Here is a 17955-nt window from a genome sequence, read left to right as displayed (position 1 = left end):
TTGAATGATTAAACAAGCTATAATTCCTTTAGCTGGACTTGGGACCAGACTACTCCCATTGACAAGTGTATTTGCTAAAGAACTTTTACCAATAAATGGTAAACCAGGAATAGAATATATTCTTGACGAATGTATAGAAGCTGGAATTAAAGAAGTGATATTTGTTATCTCAAAAAAAAAAATCATGATAAAAAATTATTTTTATAATGATAAATTTTATAAAGATATTATTAAGAAAAAGAAAGACCCTCGTATCGTTAATGAATATAAAAAAATTTTAAAATATAAAAAAATGATTAAGTTTGTTTTTCAAGATAAACCACTTGGAACAGGAGATGCTGTACTTAAGACTATGAGGTTTATAAAAGATAAGTATTTTCTAATGCTATTGCCAGATGATTTAATAATCAAAAAAAATTGTTCTAAATCTATGATTGCTATTCATAAAAAGTTTAACTCGTCTGTCATGGCTAGTATGAGTGTTCATAAAAAAGAAGTTGCAAGATGGGGTATTTATAATGTTAAAAAGAAAATTGATAATGCTAACTTTATTATAAAAAGTGTAGTAGAAAAACCAAATCCAAAACATGCACCCTCTAATAAAGCTGTTATTGGTAGATATATATTGCCCAAGACTATTTTTAATAAATTAAAAAATCTTAAACCTGGAAAAGGTGGAGAAATTCATATTACTGATGCAATAGAATTACTAATTAATGATAATGAAAAATTCATTGGCCATAAATTTTTTGGTAAATATTTAGATTGTGGAACAATGAAGGGTTATATCAATTCAACTATGGAGATTGCAAAGATATGAAATTATGCATGATAGGAACTGGATATGTTGGTTTAGTTAGTGGTGTTTGCTTTTCTGACATTGGTAATGATGTTATTTGTGTAGATCGTGACATTAAAAAAATTGATGATTTAAAAAAAGGTATTATTCCAATTTATGAACCAGGTTTGGATGAATTAGTTATAAAAAATTATAGGAATAAAAGATTAAAATTTTCAACAAATTTAAAAGATTCAATTGCAAAATCTGATATCGTATTCATCTGTGTTGGAACACCAACAAAAAAAAATGGTAATGGCGCTGATTTAAGTCAAATCTATAATGCTGCTAAAGAAATAAGAAGTGCTATTTCCAAATTTAAGATTATTATCACCAAATCTACAGTCCCTGTAACTACAGGAGATGAAATAGAAAAAATTATTTCACATAAAGTATCTAAGAAACTTTTTTCAGTTGTTTCAAATCCTGAGTTTTTAAGAGAAGGTGAGGCTATAAGAGATTTTACTTATCCTGACAGAGTTGTTATTGGAACAAATAATAAGAAATCAAATAAAATTTTAAAAAATCTTTATTCACCTTTAATATCAAAAGGTGCTAAATATGTTAATACGTCAAGAAGAGCTGCAGAATTAATTAAGTATGCATCTAACGCTTTTTTAGCAACAAAAATAACTTTTATTAATGAACTTGCAAATTTATGTGAAAAAATAAATGTAAATATTGAGGATATTTCAATTGGAATGGGATTAGACAAAAGAATTGGTGGACGCTTTCTTAGAGCTGGACCTGCTTATGGTGGATCATGCTTTCCAAAAGATACTAAAGCAATCACCACTACTGCTGATAAGTATAAAACAAATTTATCAGTTATTAAAAGTGTAATTAAATCTAATGAAAATAGATCTTCATTATTATTGGAAAGAGTTTTTAATATTTTAAATGGTAAAATTAAGAATAAAAAAATATGTTTTTTAGGAGTTACATTTAAAGCCAATACTGATGATATGAGAGATTCATCAAGTTTGTCAATGATACCCTCATTGATCAAAAAAGGCGCTATAGTAAATTATTATGATCCAACTGGTGAAAAAGATGATTTTAAAAAAATAAAAAATGTTAATTTCTCAATTAATATTGATTCTGCAATTAAAGACTCAAATTTAATAATAATTCATACAGAATGGAATGAATTTAAATCAATAAATTTCAAAAAAAAAGTTAAAAACAAAAAATTTATTATATTTGATATGAGAAATATTTGTTCACCAGCTAAAATGAAAGAATTAAAAATTAAATATTTTGGTATTGGTTGTTAGTTTAATTCAAAAATAGCATCAACTTCGACTGAAACTCCAAGAGGCAAACTATTGGTGCTAACTGCAGCTCTTGTATGCATTCCTTTATCACCAAATACTGACACTATTAAATCAGATGCACCATTAATTACTTTAGGTTGCTCAATAAAATCTTCAGTTGAATTGACAAATCCAGTTAATTTAATACAAGATTTAACTTTTGATAGATCACCATGACAAGCTTTTTTGACTTGTGAAATTATATTTAAACCACATCTTTTAGCAGCCTCATAACCATCTTCTGTTTTTAAATCTCTTCCAACTTTTCCTTTTATCAATTCACCATTTTGAGTGATCGAGATTTGACCCGATATAAATAGCATCTTACCAATAATTTTTGATGCAACATATGATCCAACAGGATCTCTAGCTTCTGGTAGTTGCAAATTCAATTCTTTAATTCTATTTTCGAATGACATTAATCTTTTTTTTTAAATAGATCTGCTAAAGTTTTACTATCACTAAATTTATTCAAATCTGGTTTAAGAGAAAAATTTGATTTTCCATCTTCATCTTTTAGTTTCATTTTCTTTGATTTACACCAAATTTTATTTATTAGTTTTTTTCCATCACAGTCTTTCTTATCCTCAGCATTTAATGGATTAAAAATAAATGTTAGCATCAATATTAAAATATATAATTTTTTCATTTTTTTTTATTTGATTTCTTATTTTTATCGTATTCTTTTCTTTTCTCAATCAATATTAATGCTTCTTCCATATTAAGTTCTAAAGGGTCTTTTTCTTCAGGTATAGTTGCATTAAGGGATTTATACTTGATATAAGGTCCATATTGACCCTTCATTACTCTAACTGGTTTTTTATCTTCAGGGTGCTCTCCTAGATCCTTTATAATTGATGCTGACATTCTGCCAGGTTTAGCTTCTGCTATTAAAGTTATTGCTCTATTTAAACCAATTGAAAAAATTTCTTCAACATTTTCAATTCTAGCAGATTTATTTTCACACTTTAGATATGGACCAAATCTTCCTGAGTTTAAAATGATATCTTTTTGATTTTCAGGGTTAATACCTAAAATTTTTGGTAATGAACATAAAAATTTAGCCCTATCAAGGTCCACACTATCCAATGTAATTCCCTTAGGTATAGAAACATTTCTTAAATTGTTATCTTCTTTTTCTACCTTCTTTTTTTTTGTTTTCTTTTTCTTTTTTGTTTCAATAACAATTTCTTCTTTCATTTCATCAATTTTTTCATACTGCAGATAGGGTCCAAATCTTCCATTTTTAAGATACATATCATTTCCATTTTCATGTTTTCCTATAAACTTTGGTTCAGCTAGCTGTGATTGAGCAGCAGCTTTAGTCTTAGATAGAGGTCTAGTAAATTTACAATCTGGATAATTTGAACAACCTATAAAAGCACCACCTCTAAAACTATTTTTTAAACTTAATGATCCATTGTTACATAACTTACATTGTCTATTAATATTTCCATCTTTATCTCTTTCAAAGATTAAACTACCTAGACTATCGTTTAATAGATCTAAAACTTCTCTAGTTCTTTTCTCTTTAACCTCAGACACATTTTGATTAAAATCTTTCCAAAATAACTCAAGAACTTTTATCCATCCTTCCTTGCCGGTAGTAATGTCATCAAGTTGATTTTCTAAACTTGCAGTAAAGTTATAGTCAACATATTTAGAGAAAAGTTTTTCAAGAAAAGCAGAAATTAGTTTACCACGATCAGTTGGGTGAAATCTTTTATTAATTGCTTCCGCATACCCTCTAGTAGATATAACAGATATTATACTTGCATAAGTTGAAGGTCTTCCAATACCAAGCTCCTCTAATTTTTTAACTAAACTTGCTTCTGAGTATCTTGGTGGTGGCTGTGTAAAATGTTGTTCATCTAATAAAGCCTCTAAATTAACTGGACCTTTGTTCATTTCAGGAAGGTTATTTTCATCATCATCTTTTTTAGTATCTTTCATAACCTTTAAGAAACCATCAAACTTAATAACAGATCCACTAGCCTTACAGATTGTTCTATTGTCATCTGAGGATATAGTTATAGTATTTCTATCAAATTGAGCAGGTTTCATTTGAGAGGATAGGGCTCTGCTCCATATTAAATCATATAATTTATGCTGATCTGAACTTAGATATTTTTTAACTGTATCTGGTGCACGCATAATATCTGTGGGTCTAATTGCTTCATGCGCTTCTTGAGCATTTTTAGACTTTTTACCAGAATAACTTGCTGCATTATCTGGAACATATTCATCACCAAACTCATTTTTTATATATTTTCTAAATGTTTCTATAGCGTCTGTAGATAGATTGGTACCATCTGTTCGCATATACGTGATAAGACCAATAGTTTCACCGCCTATTTCTATACCTTGATAAAGTTTTTGAGCTATCTGCATTGTTCGTGATGCTCCAAATCCTAATTTACCAGAAGAAACTTGCTGTAATGTAGAGGTAGTAAAAGGGCCAGAAGGGTTTCTGCTAATAACTTTGCTTGAGATGTCATTTATATTGAACTTCTGAGATTTTACCTCATCAATTGCTTCATCAATTTCAGCTTTATTTTTAAAAGAAAATTTTTCAATTTTTTTATCGTTTAATTGAGTAATACTTGCTAATATAGAATTTTTATCATTATCGTTGAATTGAACACTTAATGTCCAAAATTCTTCAGGATCAAAAAGCTCTATTTCATGTTCTCGTTCTGTAATTAATTTTAAAGCAACTGACTGAACACGCCCTGCAGATTTAGAGCCAGGTAACTTTGTCCATAAAATTGGTGATATATTAAAACCAACTAAATAGTCTAAGGCTCTTCTAGCCATATAGGCATCAACAAGTAGTGGCTCTATTTGGCGTGGGTTTTCAATTCCATGAATAACTGCTTTTTTTGTAATTTCATTAAAAACAACTCTTTCTACATGTTTGTCTTTAATTAATTTTTTCTCATTTAAATATTCTTTAACATGCCAAGCAATCGCTTCTCCCTCGCGATCTGGGTCAGTTGCCAGTATGATTTTTGATGAAATTTTAGCCGCATCTGTAATTTCTTTAAGATATTTCTTAGAAAAATTATCTACTTCCCATTCCATTTTAAAATTATTTTCTGGATCAACAGAGCCATTTTTTGAAGGAAGGTCTCTAATATGACCATAGCTTGCTAATACAATATAATCATCACCTAGATATTTATTGATAGTTTTTGCTTTAGCTGGACTTTCTACGACTACAAGATTCATTACTAAACAAATTACTTAAAAGACTTAGATAGTCAAATCAATAAATTTTTGTCTTAGTTTCTTCTTTGTTTTTCAATCGTTTGACGTTTTCTCTATGTGTATAGAATATAAGAACAAACATTATTATGAAAAAAATTGAATTATAATTTTCAAAAATTATTAAATAAATTGGAACCACTAAACCACCAACCAATGATGAGAGTGATGAGTATTTTGAAATAAGAAATGTAACAGTCCAACTAACGACAAATACCAAACCCAAAATTATGTTTATTGAAAACAATATTCCAACATATGTTGCAACACCTTTACCCCCTTTAAATTTAAGCCATATAGGGAAAACGTGACCTAAGAATGCACTTAGTGATGCAATAAAGATATAATCGGGATAATTAAATTTCGCATATAAAACAGGTAGTACAGCTTTTATTATATCCAGTAATAAAGTTGCGTAGCCTAACGTTTTATTGCCTGTTCTAAGAGCATTTGTAGCTCCAATATTTCCTGAGCCAATATCTCTAATATCTTTTTTTAAAAATATTTTTGTAAGTATAAAACCAAAAGGTATTGATCCTAATAAATATGAGCTTAATGCAACAATTAAATATTCCATTATTATAACTTAAATAATTCTTCACCTTTTACAAATGTATTAGTGACTTTACCTTGGAGTTTTTTGTCTTCAATGGAAGTGTTTTTTGATTTAGAAATAAGTTTATCTTTTTTAACAACCCATGGTTTATCAATATCTACAATGCAAAAATCTGCTTCATTACCCACTGAAAGATTACCTTTTTTAATTTTTAAAATTTTTGCAGGGTTTGATGTTAAAGCTTTAATTATGGTTTCTAATTTAACAGAGCCATTGTGATATAACTCTAGACTTAATGATAAAAGCGTTTCTATTCCAGAAGCTCCTGTAGAAGCTTGTGCAAATGTTAATCGTTTTTGCTCTTCATCTTCCGGTTTGTGATCGGATACAATAACATCTATCGTTTCATCTTTTAATCCTTGCACTAGTGCAATTCTATCTTCTTCAGTTCTTAACGGTGGTGATAATTTTAAAAAAGTTCTGAAATCACCAATATCATTTTCATTTAATGAAAGATTATTTATGGAGACACCTGTCGTAAATTTAACTTTATTTTTTCTTTCCTCAATAATTTCAACAGATTTTGCAGCCGAAATTTGTGATATATGATATCTGCATTTGATATTTTCAAGTAACGTTAAATCTCTTTCAATAATTATTCTTTCGGCAACAGCAGGTATTCCGGATAATCCAAGTTTAGTTGCAATAATTCCAGAATTAATCATTCCATTTTTAGATAAATCATAATCTTCAGCGTGTTGCATGATCAGTGTACCCAAATCTTTAGCTGAATTCATTATACGTGACATCAGTCGAGTGTTTTGAATTGTTTTAACTCCATCAGTAAATCCAATTATTCCCCTACTTTGAAGTAGACCAAATTCAGTCATACTAATTCCTTCAGTATTTTTGGTAAGGGCGGCACTTGGAAAAACATTAACTTTAGATTTGTCTCTTCCACGTCTTTTTAAAAAATCTACTATTGAAACATTATCTATAATTGGATCTGTATTTGGCATAGTTACAACTGAAGTAACGCCTCCTGCAAGTGCTGCATTACTTAGAGTTCTAAAATTTTCTTTATATTCATAACCAGGTTCACCTGCAAAGACACGCATATCAACAAGACCTGGGAATATATATTTGCCATTTAATTCTATTACCTTTTCTCTTGAAGGAATGTTATTAGAATTTACTTTTTTGCCAATAGCTTCAATTAAACCATCTTCACCAATAATTAATCCACCGTTCTCATTAATAGAGTTATGAGGGTCAATTATATTTGCATTTATAAAGTATTGTTTTTTCATTTATTCACAAAATATTTTTAAACAAGCCATTCTTACTGCAACACCTAGTTCTACCTGTTCCTTAATCACACTTCTGTTAATGTCATCTGCCAATTTTGTATCAATTTCGATCCCTCTATTCATTGGACCCGGATGCATGATCAAAGCATCATTTTTTGCATGAGCAAGTTTATCTGGAGTTAGTCCATAATATTCATAGTATTCTCTATTTGAAGACAAGAAAGAACTAGTCATTCTTTCATTTTGTAACCTTAGCATCATTACAATATCACAATCTTTCAGACCTTTTTTCATATCTGTAAATGTATTAACGCCAAACTTTTCTATTTCTTTTGGCATTAAGTTAGATGGTGCAATAATGTTAACTTCTGCACCCAACATATTTAGAAGATAAATATTTGATCTTGCAACTCGTGAATGGGTTATGTCTCCACAAATTGCTATTCTCAAACCTTCAATTTTCTTTTTACGGTTTATAATTGTTAAAGCATCTAATAAAGCTTGAGTAGGGTGTTCACGGCTTCCATCACCAGCATTAAGTACTGCACAATTTACTTTTTGAGATAAAAGATTACATGCACCTGAATCCTGGTGTCTAATCACAATTATATCAGGATGCATTGCATTTAAAGTCATTGCAGTATCTATTAGTGTTTCACCTTTCTTAATAGCTGAATTTCCCATATTCATTGACATAACATCTGCACCTAATCTTTTTCCAGCTAATTCAAATGAACTTTGTGTTCTAGTGGAGGGTTCAAAAAACAAATTAATTTGAGTTTTACCACTTAATACATTTAATCTTTTGTTTTTACTTTGATTTAATTTAATGAAACTTTTAGCCTCTTCTAAAATGAAATTAACATCATTAATTGATAGATCCTGAATACCTAGGAGGTGTTTTTGAGAAATCTTAATAGCTTTATTTATTTTGATTGCCATTAAAATTAACTCTATAACTATTAACCATCACTATGGCAAGTATTAATTATTTAAAAAGTCTATTGCCCCTTGTAAAATAAAGGCTGCAGCGTTTTGATCAATTGTTTTAACTCTTTTTGAAACATTAACGTCTAATAAACTTGATAAATTAAATGCGCCAACTGTTGAAAGTCTCTCATCCCACAATATTACAGGTAGGTTTATAGATTTTGATATATTTGATGCAACGTCATTAACTGATTGAGCGGATCTTCCTAGACTGCCATCCATATTAACTGGGTTCCCTACAATTATTCCACCAATATTATTATCTTTAATTATTACCTTAAGTTCATCAATTAGTTCGTTTGTGTTGGTTTTGTTTATGGTTTTAAAGGGTGTGGCTATGGATTGTCTTTCATCACAAATTGAGACACCAATTCTTTTGGAACCTAAATCTAAACCAATAAATCTTACCTTATTTAAGTGTTTTATTTTAAAATCTTCAATTGTGATCATATTGTATATTTTTTACTTAAGTGATAGTTTGCCGATATATTTAATTACCACATGACAATTAATCTTAAAACAATAAAGCATATATCTAAATTATCAAGAATCTCAGTTGATGATGCAAAAGCTAATAAATTAGCTGGAGATCTTAACTCTATATTTGATTTTATTGAAAAATTGAATGAACTCAATACTGATAATGTTGAGCCTTTAACCTCTGTTGCAGAAACCACATTAAAATTAAGACCTGATCAGGTTAAAAGTAAAAATATAAGAGATCAAATATTAAAAAACTCACCAGAAGAAAATGAAGATTTTTTTGTAGTACCAAGGGTTGTTGAATAATGTCAGATATCACTTCACTCACTTTAACTGAGTTAGTTAAAAATATTAAAGATAAAAAAATTTCTTCTGAAGAAACTACTAAAGCTTTTATTAATAGAGGAGAAAAGTCTAGAGATCTAAATACTTACATAACAGAAGATTTTTCTAATGCACTTTTGAAAGCTAAAAGCTTTGATCGAAAACCTAATTTTGATTTAAAACTTCCAGGCGTTCCAATGGCAGTTAAAGATTTGTTTTGCACTAAAGATGTGAAAACTACAGCGGGTAGTAAAATTTTAAATAATTTTATTCCACCATACGAGTCTACTGTTACTCAAAACATTTGGAATGAAGGTGCAATATTACTTGGTAAGTTAAATTGCGATGAATTTGCAATGGGCTCATCTAATGAAACTAGTTTTTTTGGAAATGTACAAAGTCCAATAGATAAAGGTTTAGTTCCAGGAGGCTCTTCAGGAGGCTCTGCATCAGCTCTAGCAGCTAATTTAACGCCTATTACAATTGGAACTGATACTGGTGGCTCTATTAGGCAACCTGCTTCATTTACAGGTACCGTTGGATTAAAGCCAACTTATGGAAGTTGCTCAAGATATGGAATTGTTGCTTTTGCTTCTTCACTTGATCAAGCAGGACCGATGTCTAAAGATGTTAAAGATTGTGCATTACTTCAAGAAATAATTAGCACCTATGATGAAAAAGATTCAACATCAATTGATTTTAAAAGAAATGAATACAGCAAAGAATTAACAAACAATATTAAAGGTAAGAAAATTGGAATTCCAAAAGAGTATAGAGTTGATGGAATGCCAAAAGAGATAGAAGATTTATGGACTAAGGGAATTGAGTATGCAAAAGATTGTGGCGCTGAAATTGTTGAAATCTCTCTACCTCATACAAATTATGCTCTACCTACTTATTATATAGTAGCTCCAGCAGAGGCATCTTCAAACTTAGCTAGATATGATGGCGTTAAGTATGGTTTTAGATCTAAGGGTGAAAACCTTATTGATATGTACGAAAAAACAAGATCTGAAGGTTTTGGCAGTGAAGTTCAAAGAAGAATAATGATTGGAACATATGTTCTGTCATCAGGTTATTATGATGCTTATTATCTAAAGGCGCAAAAGGTTAGAAAATTAATTAAAAATGATTTTGATGAAACTTATAAAAAAGTTGATGCAATTTTAACTCCATCGACACCAAGTGCAGCATTTAAAATTGGTGAAAAGACTAACGATCCAGTTTCAATGTATTTAAATGACATATTCACAGTTCCAGTTAATTTGGCTGGTTTACCAGCAATTTCTATACCTGCGGGTGTAGACGTTAAAGGCTACCCTTTAGGATTACAAATTATTGGTAAAGCTTTTGATGAACAAAGTATTTTAAATATTGCTTATGCCATGGAAGAAAAAATTCAGTTTAAAAATAAAATTACTGATTGGTGGATTAAATAGATGACTAAAGATAATTCAGAATATTTAATTGAAAGACGTGATAATGTTTATGAAGTGGTAATCGGTCTTGAAGTCCATGCACAGGTTACATCAAATTCAAAATTGTTTTCATCTTCATCAACAACTTTTGGTGCTGAACCAAATACGCAAGTAAGTTTAGTTGATGCAGCATTTCCAGGAATGCTTCCAGTTATTAATGAGTACTGTGTAAAACAAGCAATTAAAACGGGTATAGGCTTAAGGGCTCAAATTAATAAAAGATCAGTTTTTGATAGAAAAAATTATTTTTATGCAGACCTTCCACAAGGTTATCAAATTTCACAGTTTAAATATCCAATAGTAGGAGAGGGCACCGTTATTCTTGATATGGCACATGGTCAAAAGGAAGTTGGTATAGAAAGATTACACTTAGAACAAGATGCTGGAAAAAGTATTCATGATATGGACCCACAAAATACATTAGTTGATTTAAATAGATCTGGTGTAGCCCTAATGGAAATTGTTAGTAAACCAGATATGAGAACTCCAGATGAAGTTAGTGCTTATGTTAAAAAATTAAGATCTATTATGCGATACCTTGGTACGTGTGATGGAAATATGCAGGAAGGTTCATTAAGAGCCGATGTTAATATTTCTGTTAGAATTAAAGGTTCTGATAAGCTTGGAACCCGTTGTGAGATTAAAAATGTTAACTCAATTAAATTTATGCAAATGGCTATTGATTATGAAGCGAATAGACAAGTTGATTTAATTGAAGAAGGTAAAACAGTCGATCAAGAAACAAGATTATTTGATACCAAAAAAAATGAAACAAGATCTATGAGATCTAAAGAAGATGCTCATGATTATAGATATTTTCCAGATCCAGATTTATTACCATTAGAAGTAACTGATGAATTTATTGAAAAGTTAAAAACTGATATTCCAGAATTACCAGATGATAAAAAGAAAAGATTTATTGATGAATTTAAAGTATCTCCCTATGAAGCAACAATACTAGTTTCAGATATTGATACAGCGAAATATTTTGAAGAAGTTGTTGCTAAAATGGGCAAAAACCGAGATATGAAATTAGCGGTTAACTGGATTACAGGTGAATTATTTGCTGTTTTAAATAATAAAAATTTAGAAATATCTGAATGTCCTATAAGTTCAAAAAATTTAGCAAAATTAATTAATTTAATTAAAAATGGAACGATTTCAGGAAAAATAGCTAAAACAATATTTGAGTTAATGATTGATGGAGACATAGATCCTCAAATAATTGTTGAAGAAAAAGGTTTAAAACAAGAAAGCGACCCTAAAGCATTAGAGGCTTTAATAGATAAAATTATCAATGATAATAGAGAAAAGGCTATTGAATATAAGAGTGGTAAAGAAAAATTGTTTGGTTTCTTTGTAGGACAAGCAATGAAAGCTTCAAATGGTAAAGCTAACCCTAAATTAATAAATGAGATATTAAAGAAAAAGCTTTAATATTCCTGAAATAGATAGACACAAAGGACTTAAAAAATCATGGGTAAGAACCTTGAAATTACTGAAAAACTTGAAAAATATATAAATAAATTTAGTTTAAAATTAAATCCCGTTCAGCAAGAAATAATCGATTACAATAGTACACTTGGGGACGTTAAGAGAATGCAAGTAGCGATATCCCAATGTCATTTCCTTTATTTAATTATAAAAACTTCTAACATTAAAAATGTACTTGAGATTGGTACTTTTACTGGGTTAAGTGCACTTTCTGTAGCATTAGCATTACCGGATGATGGCAAACTTGTAGCGCTTGATAAAGATGAAGGAACGAACAAAGTAGCAGTAAGTTTTTTTAAAAAAGCTAATCTGGATAATAAAATTCAAACAATTGTTAAACCAGCATTAGACAGTTTGGATGAATTAAAGAATAGTAAATTTGATATGGTTTTTATTGATGCTGATAAAATGAATTATAAAGAATATTACGAAAGATCACTGAAGTTATTGGATAAAGGTGGATTGATTATTGTGGACAATGTTTTGTGGCATGGTGAAGTTGCTGATGAAGATAGTTTAGATAAATTCACAGTTAATATCAGAGATTTTAATACATATGTTGCGAATGATAAAAGAGTGGAACAAATCATTATACCTTTAGGTGATGGAATGACTGTTTGTAGAGTTTTATAATGTTCGATGTTTCTGGTTTTTACAAATTTAAAAAACTTACTTCTTTGAAAAAAAATAAGGTTTTACTTCAGGATTTTTTAATTAAAAAAGATATCCGAGGAACAATAATCATAGCCAATGAAGGAGTTAATGCAACAATCTCAGGAAAAGCTTCCAATCTAAAATCAACTATCACAAAGATTAAAAAAATATTAGATTTTAAAAAATTTGATAGTGAAAATATTTCTAAAAGTAAATTTCAACCGTTTCACAAACTAAGAGTTAAAATTAAAAAAGAAGTAGTCCCTATGGGTCTTTCTTTATCATCAAAAAATAAAAAAGATAATCATGTTGATCCTAAAAAGTGGAATAAATTGATTAATGATAAAGAGACATTAGTTTTAGATTCAAGAAAACCATTTGAGTATAATGTAGGTACCTTTAAAACATCAATTAATCCTGATGTTGATAATTTTAGAGAATTTCCAAAATACTTAAATAAACTAAAAAAAACAAAACCAATTGCAATGTTTTGTACTGGTGGAATAAGATGTGAGAAAGCTTCAGTGTTTTTAGAAAAAAAAGGCTTTAAAAATGTTTATCAATTAAAAGGTGGAATTTTAAATTACTTAAAAAATGTTAAGAAAAAAGAAAGTCTATGGAATGGCGAATGCTTTGTTTTTGACAACAGAATCAGTGTTAAACATGGATTGATAACTGGTACATACTCAATGTGTAGTGGATGTAGAAAACCTGTCTCACCCAAAGATAAGAAGTCTAAAAAATATGAGGAGGGTGTTTCATGCGTAAACTGTCATGATAATTTAACTCAAACTCAAAAAGAGAGATTTCGAATGAGACAAAAGCAAATAAACCTTGCTAAAAAGAGTAGTTCAAAGCATATATTTCAAAAAGAATTTAAATAGGAAAAACAATTGTCAAAAGCCATAAATTTAACCAGAGATCCAATTTGGTCACTACTTAAAAAGGTAACTATCCCTGCTAGTGTTGGTTCTTTGTTTCAAACATTCTATAATTTAGTTGATACATGGTTTGCAGGTAGAATTTCTGCAGAAGCTATAAGTGCAATAGCAAAATCTTTTCCAATTTATTTTGTCATCATTGCTGTTGGTGTTGGCATTGGTGCTGCAACGAACTCTTGTATTGGTAATTTATTAGGTGCTAAAAAAATTAATAAAGCATCACTATTTATTGCTCAATCAATAATTTTTGCATTAGTCACCTCAATTGTTGTTACTTTATTTGGATTAAATGCTTCTGATTTTCTCTTGGGTGTTATGGGATCAGATGTTGCTGGTATTGCTTTAACTAGAGAATACTTGGATATAATATTTTATGGAACATTTATAGTTATGATTCAAATCTCTTTAAATGGAGCTTTGAATGCACAGGGTGATACTAAAAGTTATAGAAATGTTCTTATCTTTAGTTTCTTTTTAAATATTTTTTTAAATCCATTATTTATCTGGGGATACGGAATTGTTCCAGCCTACGGTATAGGTGGTCTAGCGATAGCAACTGTTATTGCTCAATCTATTGGTACTATTTATTTAGCTTACAAAATTAACTCATGTAAATTAAGAAAGTATTTATCTATTAAATGTTTTATTCCTAAATTTAATCTTCTTAAGGAATTGTTCTCACAAGCAATGCCAATAATGATTAGCATGTTGTTTATCGGTGTAGGTATTTTTAATATTTTATATTTTATTGGACAATTTGGTGATCTCGCAACAGCAGGTTATGGTGCAGCTTTAAGAGTTGAACAAGTTTTTTTACTACCAGTAATTGGTTTAAATACAGCAGTACTTTCTATTGGTGGGCAAAACTTTGGTGCTAAAAATTATAACCGTATTAGAGAACTTTATACTAAAGCGTTATTTTTTGGATCTTCTTTTATGGCCTTAGCTGGCGTGATTCTATTCTTTGGTGCAGAATTTTTTGTATCTCAATTTACAGATAATGCAGAAGCTATTTATCATGGTGCAATATATTTAAAAGTTGCTGCATTAATAGCTCCTATTTATCCTGTGTTTTTTATTACAACAGCAGTTTTTCAAGCACTTAAAAAACCGATTTATAGTCTTTACTTAAGCGTTCTAAGATTAACCGCATTTCCTTTCTTATTATTATGGTATGTAATTAATATTAGAGGTGGAGATTACGCAGATATTTTTTACACCATCATGGCAACCAATTGGTTTATGGGTATTGCAGTAATCATCTTTATTGGATACTTTTTAAATAATGTTTTTAAACAAAAGAAAAGCCATTTTTCTTATTAGTGTCTCAACACTAATATCTATTTTAACTATTAACCAGGTCAAATCTCAAACAATTAAAATTGTTGATGGAGATACAATTCATCTTAATGGAGAAAAAATTAGATTTACCGGAATAGATACACCTGAATTGAAACAAAACTGTCTTAAAGAAGGTATTAAAGATCTTTGTGGTGTTACGGCAAAACAAATTCTTATTGATAAAATTGGAAATAATAATGTTGAATGTATTAGTGAGGGAAAAGATCAATACAAAAGAACACTAGCAGAATGTTTTGTTAATAATGAAAGTCTATCAAGTTACCTTGTTAGAAGTGGTTATGCATTTGCCTACAGAAGATATTCAAAAAAATTTATACCTGATGAAGATTATGCAAGAATCAATAAAATAGGCATGTGGTCTATGGAGTTTGACTATCCTTGGGACTTTAGAAAAAATAATTAAGATTATTATGAAAGTGTTAAAAAATTGGGATAACAAAACATGGTTATCATCTAGTGCTTATATAAGTTCTTTTAATTTTTTTTTACTAAAGAAAAAAAAACTCAATAAAAACTCAAGAATATTAGATATAGGATGTGGCAGGGGAAAAATTTTTGGCTCTTTATCTAGAAAGTTGAAGTTAACTAATAGACCAATTGGAATAGACTCTGTGCAACATAAAGATGTAGATAGATCAATAGATTTTAAAAACCTGAATGTATTTAAATTTTTTAAAAATAATCAAAATAAATTTGATTTAATAATGATTAAACAAACACTTCATTTTTTTAATCAAGACCAAAGATCAAAACTAATAAAAGCTTGTAAAAATAATTTAAAGAAAAATGGTGTTTTACTTATATTCTCTTTGAATACTTTGAATAATGAAATCCCCTGTTTTAAATTAATGAAACAAAAACTTAATAGAGGGTTAAAGAGAGATTCGAGAATGCTTAAATCAGCTAGTAAAATGTTAAAAGGTAATAAAATTGATAAATTTAAGTTTAAAGTTTTAATAACTAAAAATAAATATACTCAAATGTTAAAACAAAAATACATCTCATGCCTTGTTAATCTAAGTAAATCTCAAATCATTAAAGGCATTAATGAAATAAAAGATATTTTTCCAAATAAGATATTATTTAAGGATATTTTGATTTGTATAAAATATAAGCATACAAAAAAAAGTTAACTAATATTGAATAGTTTTTCACCCAAAGGACTGATTGGGTCTTGAGGTGTAGGTTTGATTTTAGTTTTTTCCTCAACAATACTTAATAGTTTTTTAGCAAGTCCTTGGCGTCTAAACATGGGATTAACAAAGATATATTCAACTTCAGCTGTCTTATTGTATCTAACAAAACCAAGTGTAGTATTAATGTTTTTAAAAGTAATAACACCATCGTTTAGATCAACATCATAATTTATATTATCTAAATTATTCATTAATTATTTCCATCTTGCTCAAGTTTTTTTTCTAATTTTCTTACAAAGAATGAAACAATCAATATCAAAATTAAATACTCCAAGATTAAAAATGTATAAATTTCTAATGGTCTGTAAGTTGACACAACTAATTCATTAGCTTTTCTTGTTAGGTCACCAATACCTATAATTGATACTAATGAAGACATCTTTAATACATATACAAACTGATTGCCTAATGCAGGCAAGATGTTTTTAATTGCTTGTGGAAGGATCACCAATCTTAATCTTTTATAAAAAGTTAAACCTAGAGATGAACCTGCTTCCCACTGTGACTTTTTAATTGAGTTTATGCCTGCTCTAAAAATTTCTGCTTGAAAGGCACTTTCACTTATTGCTAGTGCAATTATTCCAGACACAAATGGACTGAAGCTTAATCCAGTCATTATAGGTAGACCGTAATAAATCCATAAAATTAAAACAAGCAACGGTATTGCTCGTACAATTTCTACATATCCAATGTTTATGTATGTTAAAAATTTATTTTTAGCTAAAGAGGGTATTGCAACAATGAACCCTAACATTGCAGAAATGATTATAGATATTACTGAAATATAAATAGTTGTTGTTAAACCACTTAGTAAAAATTTTAGGTTAGTTAATCCTTCAACACTATTGGGTGATAGAATAAACCATCCCAAATCTTGACCACTACAAGAAGTAAGAGGTAAAATTAAAAGTAAAAAAAATAAATTTTTCACTCTTAAAGTTATAATGAATTAGAGAATAATATCTAATTTTTTATAAGCTTTTTAAATTATATTTAGCGAGTAGTTTATTAAAGAAACCAGACGATTTTTTATCTTTAATCCACGCATTAACATAATCATTCCAAACCTGATCATTTTTACCAACCATCATCGCTAAAAAGGCAGGATTTTTTTCTCCATCAGGAACAATTGCTAATTGAGGGTATTTGACAATTAATTTATTGGCTTCTGTTGAGCTTGTAATATTTCCATCTGCTCTTCCAGCTAATACTTCCTGAAAATCTCTAGCAGGAGATTCAACTGATTGCAATTTAGACATAGGAAAGAACTCTTTAGCTTTTTCTTCCTGAGATGTTCCTAGGGTTGTAGCAATAGTTACATTTTTATTATTCAAAGAGCTCCACGTTGAATATTTTTTTAAATTCTTTTTAAGTATTAGTGGAACAGTACCATACTTGTAGTAAGTATCTGTAAATCCAGCAACTTCTGCTCTTTTTGGAGTTTTAGTTACACTTGTAGAAATATCATATCTCCCTGCAGTAATTCCTGAAACAATAGTTTTCCATTCAGTGGCTACAAAAGTAATTTTTACACCCATATCCTTTGCTAATTCGTTCATTACATCAATATCAAAACCAACATACTTATTAGTAGCTGGATCCTTCATAGTCATTGGATCCCAGTCGCCTGTAGTTCCAACTTTTAACTCACCAGAAGATAAAATTTGATCAAGCTTAGTTTCTGCGTTAAGAGAGAAGGGTAAAAGTGCTAATAGCACTATAAGGAGTATTTTTTTCATATCGCTC

Annotated in this window: 20 protein-coding genes; 10 read left to right on the top strand and 10 right to left on the bottom strand. The window is 29.2% G+C overall.

The window, feature by feature from the left end; translation table 11 throughout:
* Window positions 1-4 precede the first annotated feature (4 nt).
* Window positions 5-820, top strand: a complete 816-nt coding sequence (locus tag AC5YGA_RS03450) for a sugar phosphate nucleotidyltransferase (protein WP_415309337.1) — start codon at window positions 5-7, stop codon at window positions 818-820.
* Window positions 817-2115 (top strand): UDP-glucose dehydrogenase family protein, encoded by a 1299-nt coding sequence (locus AC5YGA_RS03445; RefSeq protein WP_415309336.1) that lies wholly within the window; start codon window positions 817-819, stop codon window positions 2113-2115. The genes AC5YGA_RS03450 and AC5YGA_RS03445 overlap by 4 nt, the downstream gene beginning before the upstream one ends.
* Here the strand turns inward: AC5YGA_RS03445 and AC5YGA_RS03440 are convergent.
* Genes AC5YGA_RS03440 through ruvX form a run of 7 tightly spaced genes read right to left on the bottom strand, consistent with a single transcriptional unit; the run spans window position 2112 to window position 8727 of the window.
* Window positions 2112-2573: a RidA family protein gene (locus AC5YGA_RS03440; RefSeq protein WP_415309335.1), complete on the bottom strand. Its 462-nt coding sequence runs from the start codon at window positions 2571-2573 to the stop codon at window positions 2112-2114. The genes AC5YGA_RS03445 and AC5YGA_RS03440 overlap by 4 nt on opposite strands.
* The gene (locus tag AC5YGA_RS03435) at window positions 2573-2803 is read right to left on the bottom strand and encodes a hypothetical protein (RefSeq protein WP_415309334.1); all 231 of its coding nucleotides are present in this window, start codon (window positions 2801-2803) and stop codon (window positions 2573-2575) included. The genes AC5YGA_RS03440 and AC5YGA_RS03435 overlap by 1 nt, the downstream gene beginning before the upstream one ends.
* Window positions 2800-5385, bottom strand: coding sequence for a type I DNA topoisomerase (topA, locus tag AC5YGA_RS03430; RefSeq protein ID WP_415309333.1), 2586 nt, complete (start codon window positions 5383-5385; stop codon window positions 2800-2802). Before topA ends, AC5YGA_RS03435 begins: the two co-directional genes overlap by 4 nt.
* Window positions 5386-5422: 37 nt before the next feature.
* Window positions 5423-5998: a glycerol-3-phosphate 1-O-acyltransferase PlsY gene (plsY, locus tag AC5YGA_RS03425; protein WP_415309332.1), complete on the bottom strand. Its 576-nt coding sequence runs from the start codon at window positions 5996-5998 to the stop codon at window positions 5423-5425.
* A gap of 2 nt (window positions 5999-6000) precedes the next feature.
* Window positions 6001-7287, bottom strand: coding sequence for a dihydroorotase (gene pyrC / locus AC5YGA_RS03420; RefSeq protein WP_415309331.1), 1287 nt, complete (start codon window positions 7285-7287; stop codon window positions 6001-6003).
* Window positions 7288-8229, bottom strand: a complete 942-nt coding sequence (locus AC5YGA_RS03415) for an aspartate carbamoyltransferase catalytic subunit (protein WP_415309330.1) — start codon at window positions 8227-8229, stop codon at window positions 7288-7290. It lies immediately after the preceding gene.
* 42 nt (window positions 8230-8271) lie between these two features.
* On the bottom strand, window positions 8272-8727 hold the full coding sequence (ruvX, locus tag AC5YGA_RS03410) for a Holliday junction resolvase RuvX (RefSeq protein ID WP_415309329.1): 456 nt from the start codon (window positions 8725-8727) through the stop codon (window positions 8272-8274).
* A 51-nt stretch (window positions 8728-8778) separates the two neighbouring features.
* On the opposite strand from ruvX, the gene gatC reads away from it, so the two are divergent.
* Genes gatC through AC5YGA_RS03370 form a run of 8 tightly spaced genes read left to right on the top strand, consistent with a single transcriptional unit; the run spans window position 8779 to window position 16146 of the window.
* Window positions 8779-9066: an Asp-tRNA(Asn)/Glu-tRNA(Gln) amidotransferase subunit GatC gene (gene gatC, locus AC5YGA_RS03405; RefSeq protein ID WP_415309328.1), complete on the top strand. Its 288-nt coding sequence runs from the start codon at window positions 8779-8781 to the stop codon at window positions 9064-9066.
* A complete protein-coding gene (gene gatA / locus AC5YGA_RS03400; protein ID WP_415309327.1) occupies window positions 9066-10523 on the top strand; it encodes an Asp-tRNA(Asn)/Glu-tRNA(Gln) amidotransferase subunit GatA in 1458 nt (485 codons plus the stop codon). The genes gatC and gatA overlap by 1 nt, the downstream gene beginning before the upstream one ends.
* Entirely contained in the window at window positions 10524-11999 is a 1476-nt protein-coding gene (gene gatB, locus AC5YGA_RS03395) for an Asp-tRNA(Asn)/Glu-tRNA(Gln) amidotransferase subunit GatB (RefSeq protein WP_415309326.1), read from the top strand.
* Between the two features lie 39 nt (window positions 12000-12038).
* Entirely contained in the window at window positions 12039-12689 is a 651-nt protein-coding gene (locus AC5YGA_RS03390; RefSeq protein ID WP_415309325.1) for an O-methyltransferase, read from the top strand.
* Window positions 12689-13594 (top strand): oxygen-dependent tRNA uridine(34) hydroxylase TrhO, encoded by a 906-nt coding sequence (gene trhO, locus AC5YGA_RS03385; protein ID WP_415309324.1) that lies wholly within the window; start codon window positions 12689-12691, stop codon window positions 13592-13594. The genes AC5YGA_RS03390 and trhO overlap by 1 nt, the downstream gene beginning before the upstream one ends.
* Window positions 13595-13603: 9 nt before the next feature.
* Window positions 13604-14974 carry an MATE family efflux transporter gene (locus AC5YGA_RS03380; RefSeq protein WP_415309323.1) on the top strand — a complete coding sequence of 457 codons (1371 nt, stop codon included), beginning with the start codon at window positions 13604-13606 and terminating at the stop codon, window positions 14972-14974.
* Complete coding sequence (locus AC5YGA_RS03375; protein WP_415309322.1) at window positions 14937-15416, top strand: thermonuclease family protein; 480 nt, start codon at window positions 14937-14939, stop codon at window positions 15414-15416. The genes AC5YGA_RS03380 and AC5YGA_RS03375 overlap by 38 nt, the downstream gene beginning before the upstream one ends.
* 7 nt (window positions 15417-15423) lie before the next feature.
* Window positions 15424-16146 carry a class I SAM-dependent methyltransferase gene (locus tag AC5YGA_RS03370; RefSeq protein WP_415309321.1) on the top strand — a complete coding sequence of 241 codons (723 nt, stop codon included), beginning with the start codon at window positions 15424-15426 and terminating at the stop codon, window positions 16144-16146.
* Here AC5YGA_RS03370 and AC5YGA_RS03365 read toward each other — a convergent pair.
* Genes AC5YGA_RS03365 through AC5YGA_RS03355 form a run of 3 tightly spaced genes read right to left on the bottom strand, consistent with a single transcriptional unit; the run spans window position 16143 to window position 17948 of the window.
* Entirely contained in the window at window positions 16143-16400 is a 258-nt protein-coding gene (locus AC5YGA_RS03365; protein ID WP_415309320.1) for a GNAT family N-acetyltransferase, read from the bottom strand. The two genes, AC5YGA_RS03370 and AC5YGA_RS03365, sit on opposite strands and share 4 nt — an antisense overlap.
* Window positions 16400-17140 (bottom strand): amino acid ABC transporter permease, encoded by a 741-nt coding sequence (locus tag AC5YGA_RS03360; protein ID WP_415309319.1) that lies wholly within the window; start codon window positions 17138-17140, stop codon window positions 16400-16402. Before AC5YGA_RS03360 ends, AC5YGA_RS03365 begins: the two co-directional genes overlap by 1 nt.
* A 40-nt stretch (window positions 17141-17180) precedes the next feature.
* Window positions 17181-17948, bottom strand: a complete 768-nt coding sequence (locus AC5YGA_RS03355; RefSeq protein ID WP_415309318.1) for an ABC transporter substrate-binding protein — start codon at window positions 17946-17948, stop codon at window positions 17181-17183.
* Between the last annotated feature and the right edge of the window lie 7 nt (window positions 17949-17955).

Source organism: Candidatus Pelagibacter sp. uisw_091 (assembly GCF_059512525.1).
The sequence above is the reverse complement of the archived record's forward strand: the minus strand, read 5'-3'. Positions and strand labels throughout refer to the sequence as shown.